The following is an 18,167-nucleotide window of genomic DNA, read 5'->3' on the forward strand; positions in this document are numbered from 1 at the left end:
GTACGCCGGAAGGTCAGAGGTCCGCCGCACCGTCCTTGATCGCGTCCCAGAACCCGGGCAGTTCGGCCTCCGCGCGCACCGCCCGCTGCTCCTGACGCTCGTGGAGGAGGCCGTAGGTGAAGGCGCTCTCCCCCGCCGCGTGGGCGACCGCCGAGAGCTCGCGGAGGGTCTGCCGGGCCATCACGCTGTCCTGGTGTTCGCCGAGCAGGTCCTGGAGCGCTTTCATGGACTTGACCAGGGCCTTGGCCGGTTTGCCGAGGACTCCTTCGGCCGCCTCCGCCGCGTAGCGGGTGCGCTTGGCCTTCTTGCGCGCCTCGTGCAGGGCGACGTCCCGGTCGGTGCCGGGCTCCAGGCCGGCCGCGTGCCCGATCAGCCGGGACACCTTGCGGAAGTCCTTCCGCACGGCCTTGGCCATCGGCTTGCGGGGATTCTTTCCGGCCGCCTTCAGCAGCGGCGGGTCCGCGATCAACGCGTCCAGGGTGTCGAGCAGGGCGAGGTAGCGGCGGGAGTCCAGCACGCCCAGGAGGCGGCCGCGTGCCCCGCCGTGCTCGGCGCTCGACCAGGAGCGCAGGCGCTCGGCGACCGGGCCGCGGACCAGGCCCGCGGGCACCTCGTCGACGGCCGCCGTCAGCCGCTCGGCCAGCACCTCGCGGTCCCGGTCCAGGCCGAGCTCGCCGGCGAGCCACTTCAGCTCGTCGGCGAGGGGGCCGGTGACCTCCCGGTCGAGGACGTCCCCGAACGACTTGAACGTGCTGCGCAGCCGGCGGGTGGCCACGCGCATGCTGTGCACGGAGTCCTCGGCGTCCCGGCGGACGGCGGGGTCGAGCTCCACGATCGCGTCGCGCTGCGCGCGCACATAGGCGAGCACATGGTCCCCGGCGGTCACCGGCCGCCCGGCGGACGGGGGCACCCGCCGCTGCACCGGTGCCGTCTCCTGGAGGGCCCGGGCCAGCTTCGACGCCGCCGCCGAGGGCCGTACGCCCGCCTTGCGCAGCCGCTTGTCCAGCTTGTCGAGCACGGCCGGGTCCGTCCCGTCGGCGAGCTCCACCTCGATCTCCGTCCAGCGCGACGTGCCGCCGCGGCCCGTGAGCCGCTCGGCGTGCACGGTGTCCACGCTCATCTCGGCGAGCAGCCGGCCGTCGGCGTCGAGCAGATGGCGGACGTCGCGGTCGGAGCGCAGCCGGACCAGCGGAAGCAGTTCGCGGTCGCGGACGCGGGAGCGGACCAGCGCGGCGAGTTCGCCGGGGAGGGTGTCGGAGAGGGGGGCGTGGATCTCCTCGCGGACATCCGGGGCGACCGGGAACTTCAGGTGCCAGCCCGCGTCGGAACCGCCGGTGCGGCGGCGCAGGGTGACGGACGACGCGGCGAGGCGTTCGTCAGCGGTGTCGTAGTAGGTGGCGTCGAGGTGGGACACACCCCTGTCGGCAACGGCCGCGACCCCGGCCGCTCCGGTCAGGTCGGGAAGCCCGCCCTCAACGGATTCGTACTTGCGCTCGATCTCGCGTTTCGTCTCCGCCATGCGTCAAATTTAGTGGCCTACCGGCCCGGACAGCAGAGGTGAGCGCCCCGAGGGGGACCGGCTCTCAGGTCGTCAGCAGGGTCCGCAGCTGCTCGCCGTCCGGGAACGGCGCGTCCTTCGCCGTCCGGGAGACGAGGTACACATGGGCGTCCTCGAACTGGTGGTACGACAGCGGCTCCGGGCCCTGGCCGACGATCAGCACGTTGTGCTCCCGGCGCCAGCTGACGTACCGGGTGTCGTATTTCGGCTGCCGGATGTCGTGGTCCGGCAGACCCAGGCGCTCGGTGAAGCGCCCCACCACGGTGGCGAAGTGGGCGTCGAACTCCGGTCGCCAGGCGCCCTGCTCGCTGGTCCAGCCGGGCAGCACGCCCCAGCAGTCCTCGTCGAGCAGACCGCCGTCGACGCTGTAGAGATAGGCGAACGGCAGATGGAGCGAGCCGTCGCCGTCGCACGTGACGAAGTGGCCCTGCGGGGTGATGTGGGTGGCGTCAGGGACATCGGGGGCGTCCTGGTACGCCGGTCCCCCCACCGCCTGCGACCAGTCGGGCCAGCCGACCTCGCGCATCCGCGCCTCGATGGCGCCGCCGTCGGTCAGATCAAGCTCCGCCAGAGCGAGGAGATGACCCACCATCTCCTCGCTCACCGGGCAATGGGCGACGTATTCGCCGGACATTCCGCTCCCCCCGTCCCGGCCGCTAGGCCGACATCGGCCGTTGCACCCGGATCGACTGCAACAACCCGACCGCTATCCACACGGCGAACATCGATGATCCGCCGTACGACACGAACGGCAGCGGCAGACCGGTGACCGGCATGATGCCGAGGGTCATGCCGATGTTCTCGAACGTCTGGAAGGCGAACCAGGCGACGATGCCCGCGGCCACGATCGTGCCGTACAGGTCGGTGGTCTCCCGGGCGATACGGCAGGCCCGCCACAGGACGATGCCGAGGAGCACGATGATCAGGCCGCCGCCGAGGAAGCCCAGCTCCTCCCCCGCCACCGTGAAGACGAAGTCCGTCTGCTGCTCGGGCACGAACTGGCCGGTGGTCTGCGAGCCGTGGAAGAGGCCGGAGCCGGTCAGCCCGCCGGACCCGATGGCGATCCGGGCCTGGTTGGTGTTGTAGCCGACGCCGGCCGGGTCGAGCTCGGGGTTGGCGAAGGCGGCGAAGCGGTTGATCTGGTACTCGTCGAGGATCCCGAGCTGCCAGACGGTGACCGCGCCGAGGGTGCCCGTGCCGAGCAGGCCGAACACCCACCGGTTGGACGCCCCGGAGGCGAGCAGCACGCCGAGCACGATGATGACCATCACCATGACCGACCCCAGGTCGGGCATCAGCATCACGATCAGCATCGGTACGGCGGCCAGGCCCAGCGCCTGCACGACCGTGCGGTGGTCGGGGTACTGCTTGTCGCCCGCGTCGACCCGGGCCGCCAGCAGCATCGCCATGCCCAGGATGATCGTGACCTTCACGAACTCCGAGGGCTGGAGCGAGAAGCCGCCGGGCAGCTGGATCCAGGAGTGGGCGCCGTTGATCGTGGAACCGAGCGGGGTCAGCACCAGCAGGATCAGCAGCAGCGAGAAGCCGTACAGGACCGGCACGGCCGTGCGCAGGCCGCGGTGGCCGAGCCAGATCGTGCCGGCCATCAGGGCCAGGCCGATGCCGGTGTTCAGCAGGTGCCGGACGAGGAAGAAGTACGGGTCGCCCTGGTTGAGCTCCGTGCGGTTGCGGGTCGCGGAGTAGACCAGGAGCGTGCCGAGCAGCGACAGGGCCAGCGCCGACAGCACGATCGGCCAGTCGAGCCGCCGCGCCACCGAGTCCCGGGCCAGCAGTCGCGTCCAGCCGGAGCGCTCGGGCCCGTAGCCGGAGACCTGGAAACTGTTCACGCCGCCGGTCATGCCGGCCACCTCCGGCTTCCCCGGCGGCGGCGCCGCCTTCGGGTGTCACGGTTCTCCGGCGTCGGCGGGGCCGTCGTCGCGGGCTGGAGCGGGTCGGCCGGGGCGTTCGGGTCCTTCTTGTCGGCCTTCTGGTCCTTGGCCGGGTCCTTGGAGACCTTCGGGGAGGTGATGGTGCCGTCCGTCTTGATCTTCGGCAGGGTCTTCTGCGGGGCCGGCAGGAGGGCCTTCTTGGAGTCGATGGCGCCGTCTTCGGAGACGCCGTACAGCGCGTTGTAGATGTTGCGCACGGCGGGGCCGGAGGCACCGGAGCCCGTACCACCCTGGGAGATCGTCATGACGATCGAGTAGTCCTTGGTGTACGTGGCGAACCAGGAGGTCGTCTGCTTGCCGTAGACCTCCGCCGTACCCGTCTTGGCGTGCATCGGGATCTTGTCCTGCGGCCAGCCGCCGAACCTCCAGGCGGCCGTACCGCGGGTGGCGACTCCCGCGAGGGCTTCGTCTATCTCGTCGCGCGTCTTCCGCGTCATGGGCAGCTTGCCGTGCGACTCGGGCTTGATCGGCGTGACGGTCTTGCCGTCGGCGCTGATGACGGCCTTGCCGACGGAGGGGTTGTAGAGGGTGCCGCCGTTGGAGATGGCCGAGTAGATGGTGGCCATCTGGATGGGCGTGACGAGCGTGTCGCCCTGTCCGATGGAGTAGTTGACGGAGTCACCGGCGCGCAGGCGGTTGCCCTCGAGGCAGTTCTCGTAGGCGATCTTCTCGGCGTAGCTGCCGCTGCGCTTGCCGGTGCGGCACCAGGCGTCCTTGTTGGCCTTCCAGTAGTTCAGCTTCCACTGGCGGTCGGGGACGCGGCCGGTGACCTCGTTGGGGAGGTCGATGCCGGTCTCCTTGCCGAGGCCGAACTGGTGGGCGGTCTTGTAGAACCAGTCGTGGGCGTTCTTCTTCGGCTTGGTGCCGCCGTCCTTCTTCCACTCCTCGTGGGAGAGCCGGTAGAAGACGGTGTCGCAGGAGACCTCCAGGGCGCGGCCGAGGCTGATGGGGCCGTGGCTCTGGGACTCGAAGTTCTTGAAGACCTGGCCGCCGATGGAGTACGAGCTGGAGCAGTTGTAGGGGCCGTTGAAGGAGTACCCGGCGTTGACCGCGGCGGCCGTCGGGATGACCTTGAAGATGGAGCCGGGCGCCGACTGGCCCTGGATGGCGCGGTTGAGCAACGGGTAGTTGGACTTCTTGCCGGTGAGCCTGGCGTAGTCCTTGGCGGAGATGCCGCCGACCCAGGCGTTCGGGTCGTAGGTCGGGTTCGACGCCATGGCGACGACGCGGCCGGTCTTGGCCTCCATGACGACGACGGCTCCGGAGTCCGCCTTGTAGTTCGTGCCCGTGTTGCGGTCGTGCTGTCGGCGGGCCTCCTTCATGGCCTCGTTCAGCTGGTACTCGGCGATGCGCTGGACGCGGGCGTCGATGCTGGTCACGAGGTTGTCGCCGGGGTGGGCGGGGTCGGCCTCGGCCTGGCCGATGACGCGGCCGAGGTTGTCGACCTCGTAGCGGGTGACGCCGGCCTTGCCGCGCAGGGCCTTGTCGTACTGGCGCTCCAGGCCGGAGCGGCCGACCTGGTCGGAGCGCAGGTACGGCGAGTTGGTGTTCTGCGCCTTCTTGATCTCCTCGTCGGTGACCGGCGAGAGGTAGCCGAGGACCTGGGCGGTGTTGGCCTTGCCCGGGCTCGGGTAGCGGCGCACGGCTTCCGGCTCGGCGGTGATGCCGGGGAAGTCCTCGGCGCGCTCGCGGATCTGAAGGGCCTGCTTGGCGGTGGCCTCGTCGGTGATGGGGATGGGCTGGTAGGGCGAGCCGTTCCAGCAGGGCTGCGGCGTCTTGGCGTCGCACAGCCGGACCTTCTCCTGGACCTCCTTGGGCGTCATGCCCAGGACCCCGGCGAGCTTGGTGAGGACTTCCTTGCCGTCGTCCTTCATCTTCAGCAGGTCGGTGCGGGAGGCGGAGACCACCAGCCGCGTCTCGTTGTCCGCGAGGGCCACACCGCGCGCGTCCAGGATGGAGCCGCGCACGGCCGGCTCGACGACCTGCTGGACGTGGTTGCCCGACGCCTCCTTGGCGTAGGCCGCGCCCTCACGGATCTGGAGGTACCACAGGCGCCCGCCGAGGGTGAGCAGGAGGGAGAGGACGAGGACCTGGATGACGACGAGCCGGATCTGGACCCGTGGATTCCGGCCGGTCTCGGGAATGTTGGTCACTGCGGCTGCCTCCTCCTCTCGGTGCGCGTACGGCTGTGCGGATGTGACGGTGTGTCCGGGTACGGATGTGCGGATACGAGGGGGGAACGAAGGGCCCCCGAGCCGGCGTTCCTACCGGACCGGTCCGTTCGGGTGAACTTCCCTGCGGTCACAGCCGCTTGACCCCCTTGATGCGCCCGGCCCGCGCCATCCGTGCCCGGGCCGCCTTCACACGCAGCCCGTTGCGCTGGCCGCCGATCCGCAGACCGGTGCCGCCGGAGAGCCAGCCGGAGGAGATGTCGGTGGCCTTGCCGGCGGAGCCGGTCTCGGCGAGCGGATCGTTCTCCGCGCGCCGGGCCAGGGCCATGATCCCGGGTACGACGAACGGGGCGAGCAGCAGGTCGTACAGGGCGGCCGTGAACAACAGGCTGCCGAGGCCGACGTGGCGGGCGGCGGTGTCACCGACGAGGGCGCCGACCCCGGCGTACAGCAGGGTGGAGCCGATCGCGGCGGCGACCACCACGACCATGGGGCCGGTCGCGGACTTCAGCTGCCCGGTCTCGGGCTTCACGAGGCCCGCGAGGTAGCCGATGACGCACAGCACGAGGGCGTAGCGCCCGGCGGCGTGGTCGGCGGGCGGGGCCAGGTCGGCGAGCAGACCCGCCCCGAAGCCGACCAGCGCGCCGCCCACATGCCCGTACACCAGCGCGAGGCCGAGCACGGTGAGCAGCAGCAGGTCGGGCACGGCGCCCGGCAGGTGGAGGCGGGCGAGGACGCTCACCTGGATCACCAGGGCGACGACGACCAGGGCGGAGGAGAGCAGGATCCGGTTGACGCGCATGGGGTGACAGCTCCTACTGCTCTTGCTGATTCTGGCCGTCCACGGGCGCCTCGGCCGACGGCGTCACGGTCACCGTCACCGTCGGCCGTGGGGTCGGCTTGGGCTTGGGCGGGAGGACCGTGTCACGCGGGTCCTTCTTCGGCGCCTCGACGACGACACCGACGATGTCGAGCTTGGTGAAACCGACGTACGGAGTGACGTAGAGCGTGCGGGTCAGGCCGCCGCCGGAGGGATCGACGCGGGAGACCACGCCGACGGGCACGCCGGGCACGAAGGGCCGGTCGGCCTGCGAGCCGAAGGTGACCAGGCGGTCGCCCTTCTTCACCTCGGCCTTGCCGTTGAGGAGTTCGACGCGCAGCGGCCGGTCGCCCTGTCCGGAGGCGAAGCCGAGCTCGTCGCCGGACTCCATGCGGGTGCCGACGGTGAAGTCGGGGTCGCTGGCCAGCAGGACCGTGGCGGTGTTCGGGCCGACGGTGGTGACCCGGCCGACGAGCCCCTCCCCGTTCAGCACGGTCATGTCGCGCTTGATGCCGTCCTTGGCGCCGACGTCGATGGTGATCGTCCAGGAGAAGCCCTGTGCGGCCCCGATGGCGATGACCTCGGCGCCCTTGATGCCGTACTGGCCCTGGCCGGCGATCTTCAGCATCTTGTCGAGCTGCTTGAGACGGCTGCGGCTGCGGTCGTCGCTGCCGAGCCGCGCCTTCAGGGCCGCGTTCTCCTTTTCCAGCGTGGCGAGCCGGTCGTGCCGTTCGCCGGAGTCGCGGATGGCGGAGACCGCGTTGCCGACCGGGTCGACCGCGGCCGAGACGCCGCTCTCGATCGGGCCGAAGACCGTCGCCGCGCCCTGCCGGGCGCCGTCGACGGGCGAGTCCTCCCCACCGCGGATGTCCACCGTGATCAACGCGAATGCGACGGCGATCAGCAGCACCAGGAGCAGCCGGCTCTCTCGTGTGTCCCTCACGTGCGGCGGCCGTGCCCTTCCTCATAGGAATTCGGGAAGCCCCAGGGAAACCCGAGGGGCTGCTTTGTGGGAGCTTATGCCTCTATATCAACGATCCGCCGTACGAGAGGAGATCGTCCCGTACGGCGGAATCGAAGAGTGATGTCATCTGCGCGGCTGCGCGTCCAGCACCTGCTGGAGCGCCTCGAACTCCTCGACGCACTTTCCGGATCCGAGCGCCACGCTGTCGAGCGGGTCCTCGGCGATGTGAATCGGCATGCCGGTCTCCCGGCGCAGCCGCTCGTCGAGACCGCGCAGCAGAGCTCCGCCGCCGGTCAGAACGATTCCTCGGTCCATGATGTCGCCGGACAGCTCCGGCGGGCACTTGTCGAGGGTCGTCTTGACGGCGTCGACGATCGCGTTGACCGGCTCCTCGATCGCCTTGCGGACTTCGGCGGCGGAGATGACCACGGTCTTCGGCAGTCCGGAGACGAGGTCCCGGCCGCGGATTTCGGTGTGCTCGTCGGTGTCGAGGTCGTACGCCGAACCGATCGTGATCTTGATCTGCTCGGCCGTGCGCTCACCCAGCAGGAGGGAGTACTCCTTCTTGATGTGCTGGATGATCGCGTTGTCCAGTTCGTCGCCCGCGACACGGATGGACTGGGCGGTGACGATGCCGCCGAGGGAGATGACCGCGACCTCCGTGGTGCCGCCGCCGATGTCCACCACCATGTTGCCCGTGGCCTCGTGGACCGGCAGGCCGGAGCCGATGGCCGCTGCCATGGGCTCCTCGATGATGTGCACCTGACGGGCGCCGGCCTGGGACGACGCCTCGATGACGGCGCGGCGCTCGACGCCCGTGATGCCCGAGGGCACACAGACGACGACCCGCGGACGAGCCAGATACCTCCGCTTGTGGATCTTCAGGATGAAGTAGCGGAGCATCCGCTCGGTGATCTCGAAGTCGGCGATCACGCCGTCCTTCAACGGACGCACGGCAACGATGTTGCCGGGCGTGCGCCCGATCATCTTCTTCGCTTCGGCGCCGACCGCGAGGATGCCACCGGTGTTGGTGTTGATCGCGACGACGGACGGCTCGTTGAGTACGATCCCGCGACCCCTGACGTACACCAGCGTGTTGGCGGTCCCGAGGTCGACAGCCATGTCACGGCCGATGAACGACATTGAGTTCCCCATCAGGATTCGTCTGGCCTTCCCAGTAGCTTTTGAGGGCTTTTCAGGTAGGCAAAGGTGGGTGCTGTGACGTGAAGGGTTCCATCGTAGACGCGCCTTCGCGAACACTGCGGGAGGGTCTCCGCCATTGTCAGCAGAAGCCGACCGCATTCGCTTCTGGAGACGGGCGTTCGGGGCCCATCGTTCCCTCGATCGCCACGCATATGCCGCAAAGCCCAGGGGCCTGGCCCCCGGACCCGCGGTATGTGCTGGTGAGGTGCGGAGACTACGCCCGGCCGGGGAAGAAAATCTTCACCTCGCGCTCGGCGGACTCCTCGGAGTCGGAGGCGTGGATCAGGTTCTCCCGGACGATCACACCGAAGTCACCGCGGATCGACCCGGGCGCCGCGGCGATCGGGTCGGTCGGGCCGGCGAGCGCGCGCACACCCTCGATGACCCGCTCACCCTCGACGATCAGCGCCACGACCGGACCGGAGGACATGAACTCCACCAGCGGCTCGTAGAAGGGCTTGCCCTTGTGCTCGCCGTAGTGCTGCTCCAGCGTGTCCTGGTCCAGGGTGCGCAGCTCCAGCGCGGTGATCGTCCAGCCCGCCTTGCGCTCGATGCGGCTGATGATCTCGCCGGTCAGGCCGCGACGGACGGCGTCGGGCTTGAGGAGGACGAGGGTGCGCTGGCTCACGACGGGCTCCTTGTGGGTGAAGGTCTTGCGGTGGAACGAGATTACCCGGCGTGTCGGGGCCCCTGTTACGCAGCGTCAGGTGTGGAGGAACCCGCCTGGGCCGCGAACCTCGCCTTCGCCTCGTCCACCTTCCGCCCGTAGTGCACGGACGCCCACCACAGCGCCGCGAAGATCGCGCCCAGGAAGAACATGGTCGGCACGATGAACCCCGACGCGATGAGCGCGATCTGCAGCGCCCAGCCCAGGACGACCCCGCCCGGACGCGTCACCAGGCCGCATAGCACCAGGCACAGGAACATCGCGATGCCGCTGACCGTCCACACGGTCGTCATGGACAGGTCGGGGTTCTTCATGGCGACCAGACCGGCGAACCCGATGACGAAGAACTCGCCGATCAGGGTCGAAGAACAGAGCGTGCGCACGGGACTCAGCCCCTCCCCAGCAGCAGTCGGGCCTCGCCGACGGTGATGACGGAACCGGTGACGAGCACGCCGCCGCCGGAGAACTCGCCCTCCTCCTCGGCCAGGGTGATGGCGGCCTCCAGCGCGTCGGGCAGCCGTGGCTCGACCTGGACGCGCTCCTCGCCGAACACCTCCACGGCGATACCGGCGAGCTCGTCGGCGTCCATCGCCCGGTGGCTGGAGTTCTGCGTGACCACGACCTCGGCGAACACCGGCTCGAAGGCCTCCAGGAGCCCCCGTACGTTCTTGTCGCCGCTCGCGCCGACCACGCCGATGAGGCGGCTGAACTGGAAGGCCTCCCCGATCGCCTCGGCCGCCGCCCGGGCGCCCGCCGGGTTGTGGGCGGCGTCCAGCACGACCGTCGGCGACCTGCGCACGACCTCCAGCCGGCCCGGCGAGGCGACGGCGGCGAAGGCCTTGCGGACCGTGTCCAGGTCCAGCGCTTCGGCCCGCTGCGCGCCGACGCCGAAGAACGCCTCGACGGCGGCGAGCGCGACGGCCGCGTTGTGCGCCTGGTGCGCGCCGTGCAGCGGCAGATACACCTCGGGGTACTCGCCGCCGAGCCCGCGCAGCGTCGCCAGCTGCCCGCCGACGGCCACCTGCCGCTCCACGACACCGAACTCCAGCCCCTCCCGGGCCACGGTCGCGTCCACCTCGACGGCCTTCTTCAGCAGCACCTGAGCGGCGTCGACCGGCTGCTGCGCCATGATGACCGTCGCACCCTGCTTGATGATGCCGGCCTTCTCGGTGGCGATCTCGGCGTGTGTGGAGCCGAGCCGGTCGGTGTGGTCGAGGTCTATGGGCGTGACGACGGCGACGTCCCCGTCGATCACGTTCGTGGCGTCCCAGGAGCCGCCCATGCCGACCTCGACGACACCGACGTCCACGGGCGCGTCGGCGAACGCCGCGTACGCCATGCCGGTGAGCACCTCGAAGAAGGACAGCCGGTACTCCTGCGCGGCGTCGACCATCTCCACGTACGGCTTGATGTCCTGGTACGTCTCGATGAACCGCTCGGGCGCGATCGGGGCGCCGTCGAGACTGATGCGCTCGGTGATCGACTGCACGTGCGGCGAGGTGTAGCGCCCGGTGCGCAGCTCGAAGGCGCCGAGCAGGGCCTCGATCATGCGGGCCGTGGAGGTCTTGCCGTTCGTCCCCGTGATGTGGATCGAGGGGTACGACCGCTGGGGCTCCCCCAGCACGTCCATCAGCGCGGCGATTCGGCTGACGGAGGGCTCCAGCTTGGTCTCGCCCCAGCGGGTGGCGAGCTCGGTCTCGACCTCGCGCAGGGCCTTGTCGACCTCGGGGTCGGCCGGCCGGGTGGGGATGTCGGCGTCGGGCGGGCCGCCCTGGGTGCGCAGGGTTCGGCTGCCTGCCTCGATGACCGCGAGGTCGGGGTCGCGGGTGGTTTCCTCGGCGATGATCTCGTCGAAGCTGTCGAGGGGGTCGGGCTGGTCGTCGGCGTTGTGGTCTGGAGGGAGCTCGCTCACGGGGCCAGTCTACGGAGCGGGGGTGACATCGGTGGGGGGTGGTTTGTGTCGTCGCGTGTGTGCGGGTTCATGGTGGCTTGTCGCGCAGTTCCCCGCGCCCCTGAGGTACGTGCCCCTGGGCCACGTAAGAGGCCCCGGGACTGACAGCTCCCGGGGCCTCTTACGCCGTACGAACCCTTAACCCTGCGGCAGGCGCTCCAGCTGGGCCTGGATGCGGGCGATGTCCTCCTCCGCCTTGGCGAGGCGGGTGCGGATCTTGTCCACGACGTGGTCGGGGGCCTTCGCGAGGAACGCCTCGTTGCCGAGCTTGGCGTTCGCCTGGGCCTTCTCCTTCTCGGCCGCGGCGAGGTCCTTGGCCAGGCGCTTGCGCTCCGCCGCGACGTCGATCGTGCCGGAGAGGTCGAGCGCGACCTCCGCGCCGGCGACCGGGAGGGTCGCGGTGGCCGTGAAGCCGTCGCCCTCCGGCTGGAGACGCAGCAGCTGGCGGATGGCGGGCTCGTGGGGTGCGAACCGTGTGCCGTCCAGGGTCAGACGGGCCGGAACCCGCTGGCCGGGCTGGAGGCCCTGGTCGGCGCGGAAGCGGCGGACCTCGGTGATGACCGACTGCAGGGACTCGATCTCGCGCTCGGCGTCGGCGTCCCGGAAGCCACTGTCCTTCGGCCAGTCGGCGATGACGACCGACTCGCCGCCGGTGAGCGTGGTCCAGAGGGTCTCGGTGACGAACGGGACCACCGGGTGGAGCAGCTTCAGGGTCACGTCGAGAACCTCACCGAGGACCCGCTTGGACACCTCGGCCGCCTCGCCGCCCGCCTGGAACGTCGTCTTGGACAGCTCGACGTACCAGTCGAAGACCTCGTCCCACGCGAAGTGGAACAGGGCGTCGGAGAGCTTCGCGAACTGGTAGTCCTCGTAGAACGCGTCGACCTCGGCGACCACCGAGTTCAGGCGGGAGAGGATCCAGCGGTCGGTCGGCGACAGCTTCGAGGCGTCCGGCAGCGGGCCCTCGATCGTCGCGCCGTTCATCATCGCGAAGCGGGTCGCGTTCCAGATCTTGTTGGCGAAGTTGCGGGAGCCCTGGACCCAGTCCTCGCCGATGGGGACGTCGACCCCGGGGTTGGCGCCGCGCGCGAGAGTGAACCGGAGCGCGTCGGAGCCGTACTTGTCCATCCAGTCCAGCGGGTTGACCGCGTTGCCGAAGGACTTCGACATCTTCTTGCCGAACTGGTCGCGGACCATGCCGTGCAGGGCGATGGTGTGGAACGGCGGGGTGCCGTCCATCGCGTACAGGCCGAACATCATCATCCGGGCGACCCAGAAGAAGAGGATGTCGTAGCCGGTGACCAGGACGGAGTTCGGATAGAACTTCGCGAGCGAATCGCTCTGTTCGGGCCAGCCGAGCGTGGAGAACGGCCACAGGCCGGAGGAGAACCAGGTGTCGAGGACGTCGGTGTCCTGGCGCCAGCCCTCCGCCTCGGTCCCGGGCGGTTCCTCGTCGGGGCCGACGCAGACGATCTCGCCGTTCGGGCCGTACCAGACCGGAATGCGGTGGCCCCACCACAACTGCCGCGAGATGCACCAGTCGTGGAGGTTGTCGACCCAGTCGAAGTAGCGCTTCTCCATCTCCTGCGGATGGATCTTGACCTTGCCCTCGCGGACCGCGTCACCGGCGGCCTTCGCGAGCGGGCCGACCTTGACCCACCACTGCATCGACAAACGCGGCTCGATGGTGGTCTTGCAACGCGAGCAGTGGCCGACCGAGTGGACGTACGGCCGCTTCTCGGCGACGATGCGGCCCTCGGCGCGCAGCGCGGCGACGATCGCCGAGCGGGCCTCCAGCCGGTCCAAGCCCTGGAAGGGGCCATGGGCGGTGATCACGGCGTGCTCGTCCATGATCGTCAGGGCCGGGAGGTCGTGGCGCTGGCCGATCTCGAAGTCGTTCGGGTCGTGCGCCGGGGTGACCTTGACGGCTCCCGTGCCGAACTCGGGGTCGACGTGCTCGTCCGCGACGACCGGGATGGAGCGGTCGGTGAGCGGCAGCTTGACCTGCTTGCCGACCAGGTGCTTGTAGCGCTCGTCCTCGGGGTGGACGGCGACGGCCGTGTCACCGAGCATCGTCTCGGCGCGGGTGGTGGCGACGACGATCGTCTCGTCCCCGTCGCCGTACTTCATGGAGACGAGCTCGCCGTCGTCGTCCTGGTACTCGACCTCGATGTCCGAGATGGCCGTCAGACACCGGGGGCACCAGTTGATGATGCGCTCGGCGCGGTAGATCAGCTCGTCGTCGTAGAGCCGCTTGAAGATGGTCTGGACGGCCTGGGACAGGCCCTCGTCCATGGTGAAGCGCTCGCGCGACCAGGCGACACCGTCGCCCAGCCGCCGCATCTGTCCGCTGATCTGCCCGCCGGACTCGCCCTTCCACTGCCAGATGCGCTCGACGAACGCCTCCCGGCCCAGGTCGTGCCGGGACTTGCCCTCCTTCGCCAGCTCCCGCTCGACGACGTTCTGCGTGGCGATACCGGCGTGGTCCATGCCCGGCTGCCACAGCGTCTCGTAGCCCTGCATGCGCTTGCGGCGGGTCAGGGCGTCGATGAGCGTGTGCTCGAAGGCGTGCCCGAGGTGCAGGCTGCCCGTGACGTTCGGCGGCGGGATGACGATGGTGTAGGGCGGCTTCTCGCTCTTCTCGTCCGCCTCGAAGTAACCCCGCTCTACCCAGCGCTCGTACAGCGGCCCCTCTACGTCGGCCGGCGCGTACTGGGTCGGCAGGTCGGTGCTGGGCGCTGGTGGCTGCTGCTGAGCGTTCTCGGTCACGGGGGTCAGTTTAGAGGTGTCACCACCCCGTCCCGAAACGCGTTTCCTTTGTAACGGTGGGGGCCCCGATGCCATGCACACGGCGGGTCTGCGCCAGGATGTCCGGAACACATAAGCATCTGGAGGGGAACCCAGAACATGAGTTACAACCAGCCGGGCCCGTACGGCGGGCAGCCCCAGCAGCCAGGTCCGTACGGCCAGCCGGGCCCGTACGGCCAGCCGCCGCTGGCGCCCCAGCCCGGCTACGGCTATCCCCAGCAGGCCCCTCCGCCCCAGCCCGGCTACGGCTACCCGCAGCAGCCCCCGCAGGGCGTCCCGCCGCAGCAGGCCCCTTACGGCCAGCAGCCCCCGTACGGCCAGCAGCCTCCCTATGGCCAGCAGCCGCAGTACGGCGTTCCCCAGCCGCCCGCGCCGGGTGGCGGCGGGAAGAAGACCGGCCTCATCATCGGCGCGGTCGCGGTCGTGGCGGCGATCGGCGTCGGCGCGTACTTCGTGATCGGCGGGGGCGGTGGCGCGGGTTCCCTGGAGGACGACGGGCCGCACAAGCTGACGACTCCGGCGACGGTGCTCAGCGAGTACAAGCGCACCACGAAGGAGGGAGCGACCGCCGGCAGCGACTCCACCTCGGAGGTGGAGAAGAGCGGCGTGAAGAACGCCAAGTCCGTGGCGGGTCTCTACAACACGCTGGACATGAGCGACTACGACCCGAACGACCCGGCGTCGGCGGGGAAGCTGGCGACGGCCAAGACTCTTACAGTGGCCGGTGCTTACGGCGAGATCTCCGACCCCGAGACGACGCTGGACCTCTTCTTCGCCAACTTCAAGAAGTCGGCCGACAAGGAGTCCGCCACCGGGTCGGGCAAGCCCGAACTGGTGGGCGAGCCCGAGGCGGCCGACCTCGACGGTGCGGTCATGAAGTGCCAGTCGGTCAAGGGCCAGGACCGGCTCTCCAAGAAGGAGAAGGTCAACTGGTTCTGCGCGTGGGCCGACTACAGCACCCTCGCCATCGTGTCGCCGGGTGAGGTGGCGCAGGGCGTCACCAAGGACGTGGCCATCGACCTCACGACCAAGGTCCGCAAGGAGATCCGCGTCGCGGCCTGACGGCGGCCACGACAAAGGCGCCCGGCGGGAGTGCCGGGCGCCTTCGCATGCAGTGAGTGATCAGGCCGTCTTCTGCTCCCCCGGCCCCCGCCCCCGCGCATCCCGCGGGATCAGCGTCGGGTTGACGTTCGACTGGACGACGTCCGCCGTGATGACGACCCGGGCCACGTCCTTGCGGGACGGGACCTCGTACATCACGCCCTGGAGGACTTCCTCCATGATGGCGCGCAGGCCGCGCGCTCCGGTCTGGCGGAGGATGGCCTGGTCGGCGATGGCTTCCAGGGCCTCACGCTCGAAGTCCAGCTCGACGCCGTCGAGTTCGAACAGGCGCTGGTACTGCTTCACCAGCGCGTTGCGCGGCTCGACGAGGATCTGGAGCAGGGCCTCGCGGTCGAGGTTGTGGACCGAGGTGATGACCGGCAGGCGGCCGATGAACTCGGGGATCATGCCGAACTTGACCAGGTCCTCCGGCATGACCTCCTGAAACTGGTCCTTGGACTCCATCTCGCGCTTGGAGCGGATCTGCGCGCCGAAGCCGATGCCCTTGGCGCCGGCCCGGGACTCGATGATCTTCTCCAGTCCGGCGAAGGCACCGCCCACGATGAACAGCACGTTCGTCGTGTCGATCTGGATGAACTCCTGGTGGGGGTGCTTGCGGCCGCCCTGCGGCGGGACCGAGGCCGTGGTGCCCTCCAGGATCTTCAGCAGGGCCTGCTGGACGCCCTCGCCCGACACGTCGCGCGTGATCGAGGGGTTTTCACTCTTCCTCGCGACCTTGTCGATCTCGTCGATGTAGATGATCCCGGTCTCGGCCTTCTTGACGTCGTAGTCGGCCGCCTGGATCAGCTTGAGAAGGATGTTCTCGACGTCCTCGCCGACGTACCCGGCCTCGGTCAGCGCCGTGGCGTCGGCGATCGCGAAGGGGACGTTCAGCATGCGCGCGAGGGTCTGCGCGAGGAGGGTCTTGCCGGAGCCCGTGGGGCCGAGGAGCAGGATGTTGGACTTCGCCAACTCGATGGCGTCGTCGCGGCCGCTCCCTCCGCCGTTCTCGCCGGCCTGGACGCGCTTGTAGTGGTTGTAGACCGCTACGGAGAGGGCTTTCTTGGCGGCCTCCTGGCCGACCACGTAGCCCTCGAGGAACTCGTAGATCTCGCGCGGCTTCGGGAGTTCCTCCCAGCGGACCTCACTGGTCTCCGCGAGTTCTTCCTCGATGATCTCGTTGCAGAGGTCGATGCACTCGTCGCAGATGTAGACACCGGGCCCTGCGATGAGCTTCTTGACCTGCTTCTGGCTCTTGCCGCAGAACGAGCACTTGAGCAGATCGCCGCCGTCACCGATGCGTGCCACGGTGTGCTTCCCCTTCGCCTGGGAGACTCCTGGACGCGACGTCCAGCGGACTCCTGGTGCTGCCTTATGTCCGACGGTACCTTGCCGGGCCCCCCGTTCGGGCCCCCCTTGGCGCGGTTCGCTTTGACGTGAACCGAGCCAAACCGTGCCAAGGGGCGGCAGACGTTACAGCCTCTCGCGTCAGCGCAGGCTCGAGTTGTCCATCTTCCGGGTGGTGATGATCTGGTCGATCAGGCCGTAGCTCAGCGCGTCCTCGGCCGTGAGGATCTTGTCGCGCTCGATGTCCTCGCGGATCTTCTCGACCGGCGTGGTGGAGTGCTTGGCCAGCATCTCCTCCAGCTGCGCGCGCATCCGCAGGATCTCGTTGGCGGCGATCTCCAGGTCGGAGACCTGACCGCGGCCGGTCTCGCTGTACGGCTGGTGGATCAGCACGCGCGCGTTCGGCAGGGCCATGCGCTTGCCCGGCGTACCGGCGGCCAGCAGGATGGCGGCGGCGGAGGCGGCCTGGCCCATGCAGACCGTCTGGATGTCCGGCTTCACGTACTGCATCGTGTCGTAGATGGCCGTGAGCGCGGTGAAGGAGCCGCCGGGGCTGTTGATGTAGACCGAGATGTCACGGTCGGGGTCCATCGACTCCAGGCACAGCAGCTGCGCCATGACGTCGTTGGCGGAGGCGTCGTCGATCTGGACGCCGAGGAAGATCACGCGCTCTTCGAAGAGCTTCGCGTACGGGTCGTACTCGCGGATGCCCTGCGAGGTGCGCTCGACGAAGCGGGGGATGACGTAGCGGGACTCGGCCTGCGGGCCGGTGTAGCGGCCCTGCGAGGCGTTCATGTCCTGCACGGCGTGCATACGGTCGTAGATCCCACTGCCGGGGAACTGGTTCACGGTGTCTCCTGAAAGGGGCTGAGGCGGTCGGCTGGGGCTGTCAGGGGTCGCTGGGGCCCGGGAGGGCTCCGTGGGCCTCACGGGGCGCCACGGGCCCCGTGGGGACCGCTCAGGCCCCGGTGCCGCCGCCGCCCGGCATGCCGGCGGCCGTGGGGATGACGTCGTCGATGAGGCCGTACTCCTTGGCCTCGAAGGCGTCGAACCAGCGGTCGCGGTCCGAGTCGCGAGTGATCTGCTCGACCGTCTGGCCGGTGTGCTGCGAGGTCAGCTCGGCCATGCGCTTCTTGGTGTGCAGCAGCCGCTCGGCGTGGATCTTGATGTCCGAGGCCGAACCGGCGAGGCCGGCGGAAGGCTGGTGGATCAGAATCTCGGCGTTCGGCAGCGCGAAGCGCTTGCCGGGGGTACCCGCGCTGAGCAGGAACTGGCCCATCGAGGCCGCGAGGCCCATGGCGATGGTCACCACGTCGTTCTTGATGAACTGCATGGTGTCGTAGATCGCCATGCCGGCCGTGATCGAACCGCCGGGGCTGTTGATGTACAGGTAGATGTCCTTGTCCGGGTCGGCGGCAAGGAGCAGCAGCTGTGCGGTGATCTTGTTCGCGATGTCGTCGTCGACCGGCTGGCCGAGGAAGATGATCCGCTCGTTGAGCAGCCGGTTGTAGACCTGGTCGCCGAGGCCACCACCGATGGAAGGCTCGCCGGCGGCTGAAGGCATCAGATTCGTCACGTATCCACCTGCTCGTCTTACGACGGCGCCGGGCCGTCTCACGTTTCCCTAG

General features: G+C 69.3%; 15 protein-coding genes. 1 reads left to right on the top strand and 14 read right to left on the bottom strand.

The genetic code is table 11. The annotated features are described in order from the left end of the window. Positions 1–13 precede the first annotated feature (13 nt). From AB0I06_RS12910 to AB0I06_RS12960, 11 genes are all read right to left on the bottom strand, one after another. Complete coding sequence (locus AB0I06_RS12910) at positions 14–1,519, bottom strand: CYTH and CHAD domain-containing protein (protein ID WP_363118796.1); 1,506 nt, start codon at positions 1,517–1,519, stop codon at positions 14–16. A 64-nt stretch (positions 1,520–1,583) separates the two neighbouring features. Then, complete coding sequence (locus tag AB0I06_RS12915) at positions 1,584–2,192, bottom strand: hypothetical protein (protein WP_363118797.1); 609 nt, start codon at positions 2,190–2,192, stop codon at positions 1,584–1,586. A gap of 22 nt (positions 2,193–2,214) precedes the next feature. Beyond that, complete coding sequence (rodA, locus tag AB0I06_RS12920) at positions 2,215–3,417, bottom strand: rod shape-determining protein RodA (RefSeq protein ID WP_363118798.1); 1,203 nt, start codon at positions 3,415–3,417, stop codon at positions 2,215–2,217. Then, positions 3,414–5,660 (bottom strand): penicillin-binding protein 2, encoded by a 2,247-nt coding sequence (gene mrdA, locus AB0I06_RS12925; RefSeq protein ID WP_363118799.1) that lies wholly within the window; start codon positions 5,658–5,660, stop codon positions 3,414–3,416. The genes rodA and mrdA overlap by 4 nt, the downstream gene beginning before the upstream one ends. Before the next feature lie 148 nt (positions 5,661–5,808). Then, a complete protein-coding gene (gene mreD, locus AB0I06_RS12930; protein WP_363118800.1) occupies positions 5,809–6,480 on the bottom strand; it encodes a rod shape-determining protein MreD in 672 nt (223 codons plus the stop codon). 13 nt (positions 6,481–6,493) lie between these two features. Continuing rightward, positions 6,494–7,441 (bottom strand): rod shape-determining protein MreC, encoded by a 948-nt coding sequence (gene mreC / locus AB0I06_RS12935; RefSeq protein WP_363118801.1) that lies wholly within the window; start codon positions 7,439–7,441, stop codon positions 6,494–6,496. A gap of 144 nt (positions 7,442–7,585) precedes the next feature. After that, positions 7,586–8,605, bottom strand: a complete 1,020-nt coding sequence (locus AB0I06_RS12940) for a rod shape-determining protein (protein ID WP_006133575.1) — start codon at positions 8,603–8,605, stop codon at positions 7,586–7,588. A 274-nt stretch (positions 8,606–8,879) separates the two neighbouring features. Beyond that, positions 8,880–9,293, bottom strand: a complete 414-nt coding sequence (gene ndk / locus AB0I06_RS12945) for a nucleoside-diphosphate kinase (protein WP_363118802.1) — start codon at positions 9,291–9,293, stop codon at positions 8,880–8,882. 65 nt (positions 9,294–9,358) lie between these two features. Further along, positions 9,359–9,715 (bottom strand): DUF4233 domain-containing protein, encoded by a 357-nt coding sequence (locus AB0I06_RS12950; RefSeq protein WP_363118803.1) that lies wholly within the window; start codon positions 9,713–9,715, stop codon positions 9,359–9,361. A gap of 5 nt (positions 9,716–9,720) precedes the next feature. Then, positions 9,721–11,244, bottom strand: coding sequence for a cyanophycin synthetase (locus tag AB0I06_RS12955; RefSeq protein ID WP_363118804.1), 1,524 nt, complete (start codon positions 11,242–11,244; stop codon positions 9,721–9,723). A 177-nt stretch (positions 11,245–11,421) separates the two neighbouring features. After that, positions 11,422–14,052, bottom strand: coding sequence for a valine--tRNA ligase (locus tag AB0I06_RS12960; RefSeq protein WP_363118805.1), 2,631 nt, complete (start codon positions 14,050–14,052; stop codon positions 11,422–11,424). A 138-nt stretch (positions 14,053–14,190) separates the two neighbouring features. Here AB0I06_RS12960 and AB0I06_RS12965 point away from each other — a divergent pair, with 138 nt between their 5' ends. After that, positions 14,191–15,153 (top strand): hypothetical protein, encoded by a 963-nt coding sequence (locus tag AB0I06_RS12965; protein WP_363118806.1) that lies wholly within the window; start codon positions 14,191–14,193, stop codon positions 15,151–15,153. A 60-nt stretch (positions 15,154–15,213) separates the two neighbouring features. On the opposite strand, the gene clpX is transcribed toward AB0I06_RS12965, so the two are convergent. The 3 genes from clpX to AB0I06_RS12980 form a co-directional block, all read right to left on the bottom strand. Next, positions 15,214–16,500, bottom strand: coding sequence for an ATP-dependent Clp protease ATP-binding subunit ClpX (clpX, locus tag AB0I06_RS12970; RefSeq protein WP_086603933.1), 1,287 nt, complete (start codon positions 16,498–16,500; stop codon positions 15,214–15,216). Between the two features lie 180 nt (positions 16,501–16,680). Beyond that, the gene (locus AB0I06_RS12975; RefSeq protein WP_363118922.1) at positions 16,681–17,352 is read right to left on the bottom strand and encodes an ATP-dependent Clp protease proteolytic subunit; all 672 of its coding nucleotides are present in this window, start codon (positions 17,350–17,352) and stop codon (positions 16,681–16,683) included. 145 nt (positions 17,353–17,497) lie between these two features. Then, positions 17,498–18,103: an ATP-dependent Clp protease proteolytic subunit gene (locus tag AB0I06_RS12980; protein WP_192234658.1), complete on the bottom strand. Its 606-nt coding sequence runs from the start codon at positions 18,101–18,103 to the stop codon at positions 17,498–17,500. Between the last annotated feature and the right edge of the window lie 64 nt (positions 18,104–18,167).

This window comes from Streptomyces sp. NPDC050674 (assembly GCF_040654575.1).
Classification (GTDB): domain Bacteria; phylum Actinomycetota; class Actinomycetes; order Streptomycetales; family Streptomycetaceae; genus Streptomyces.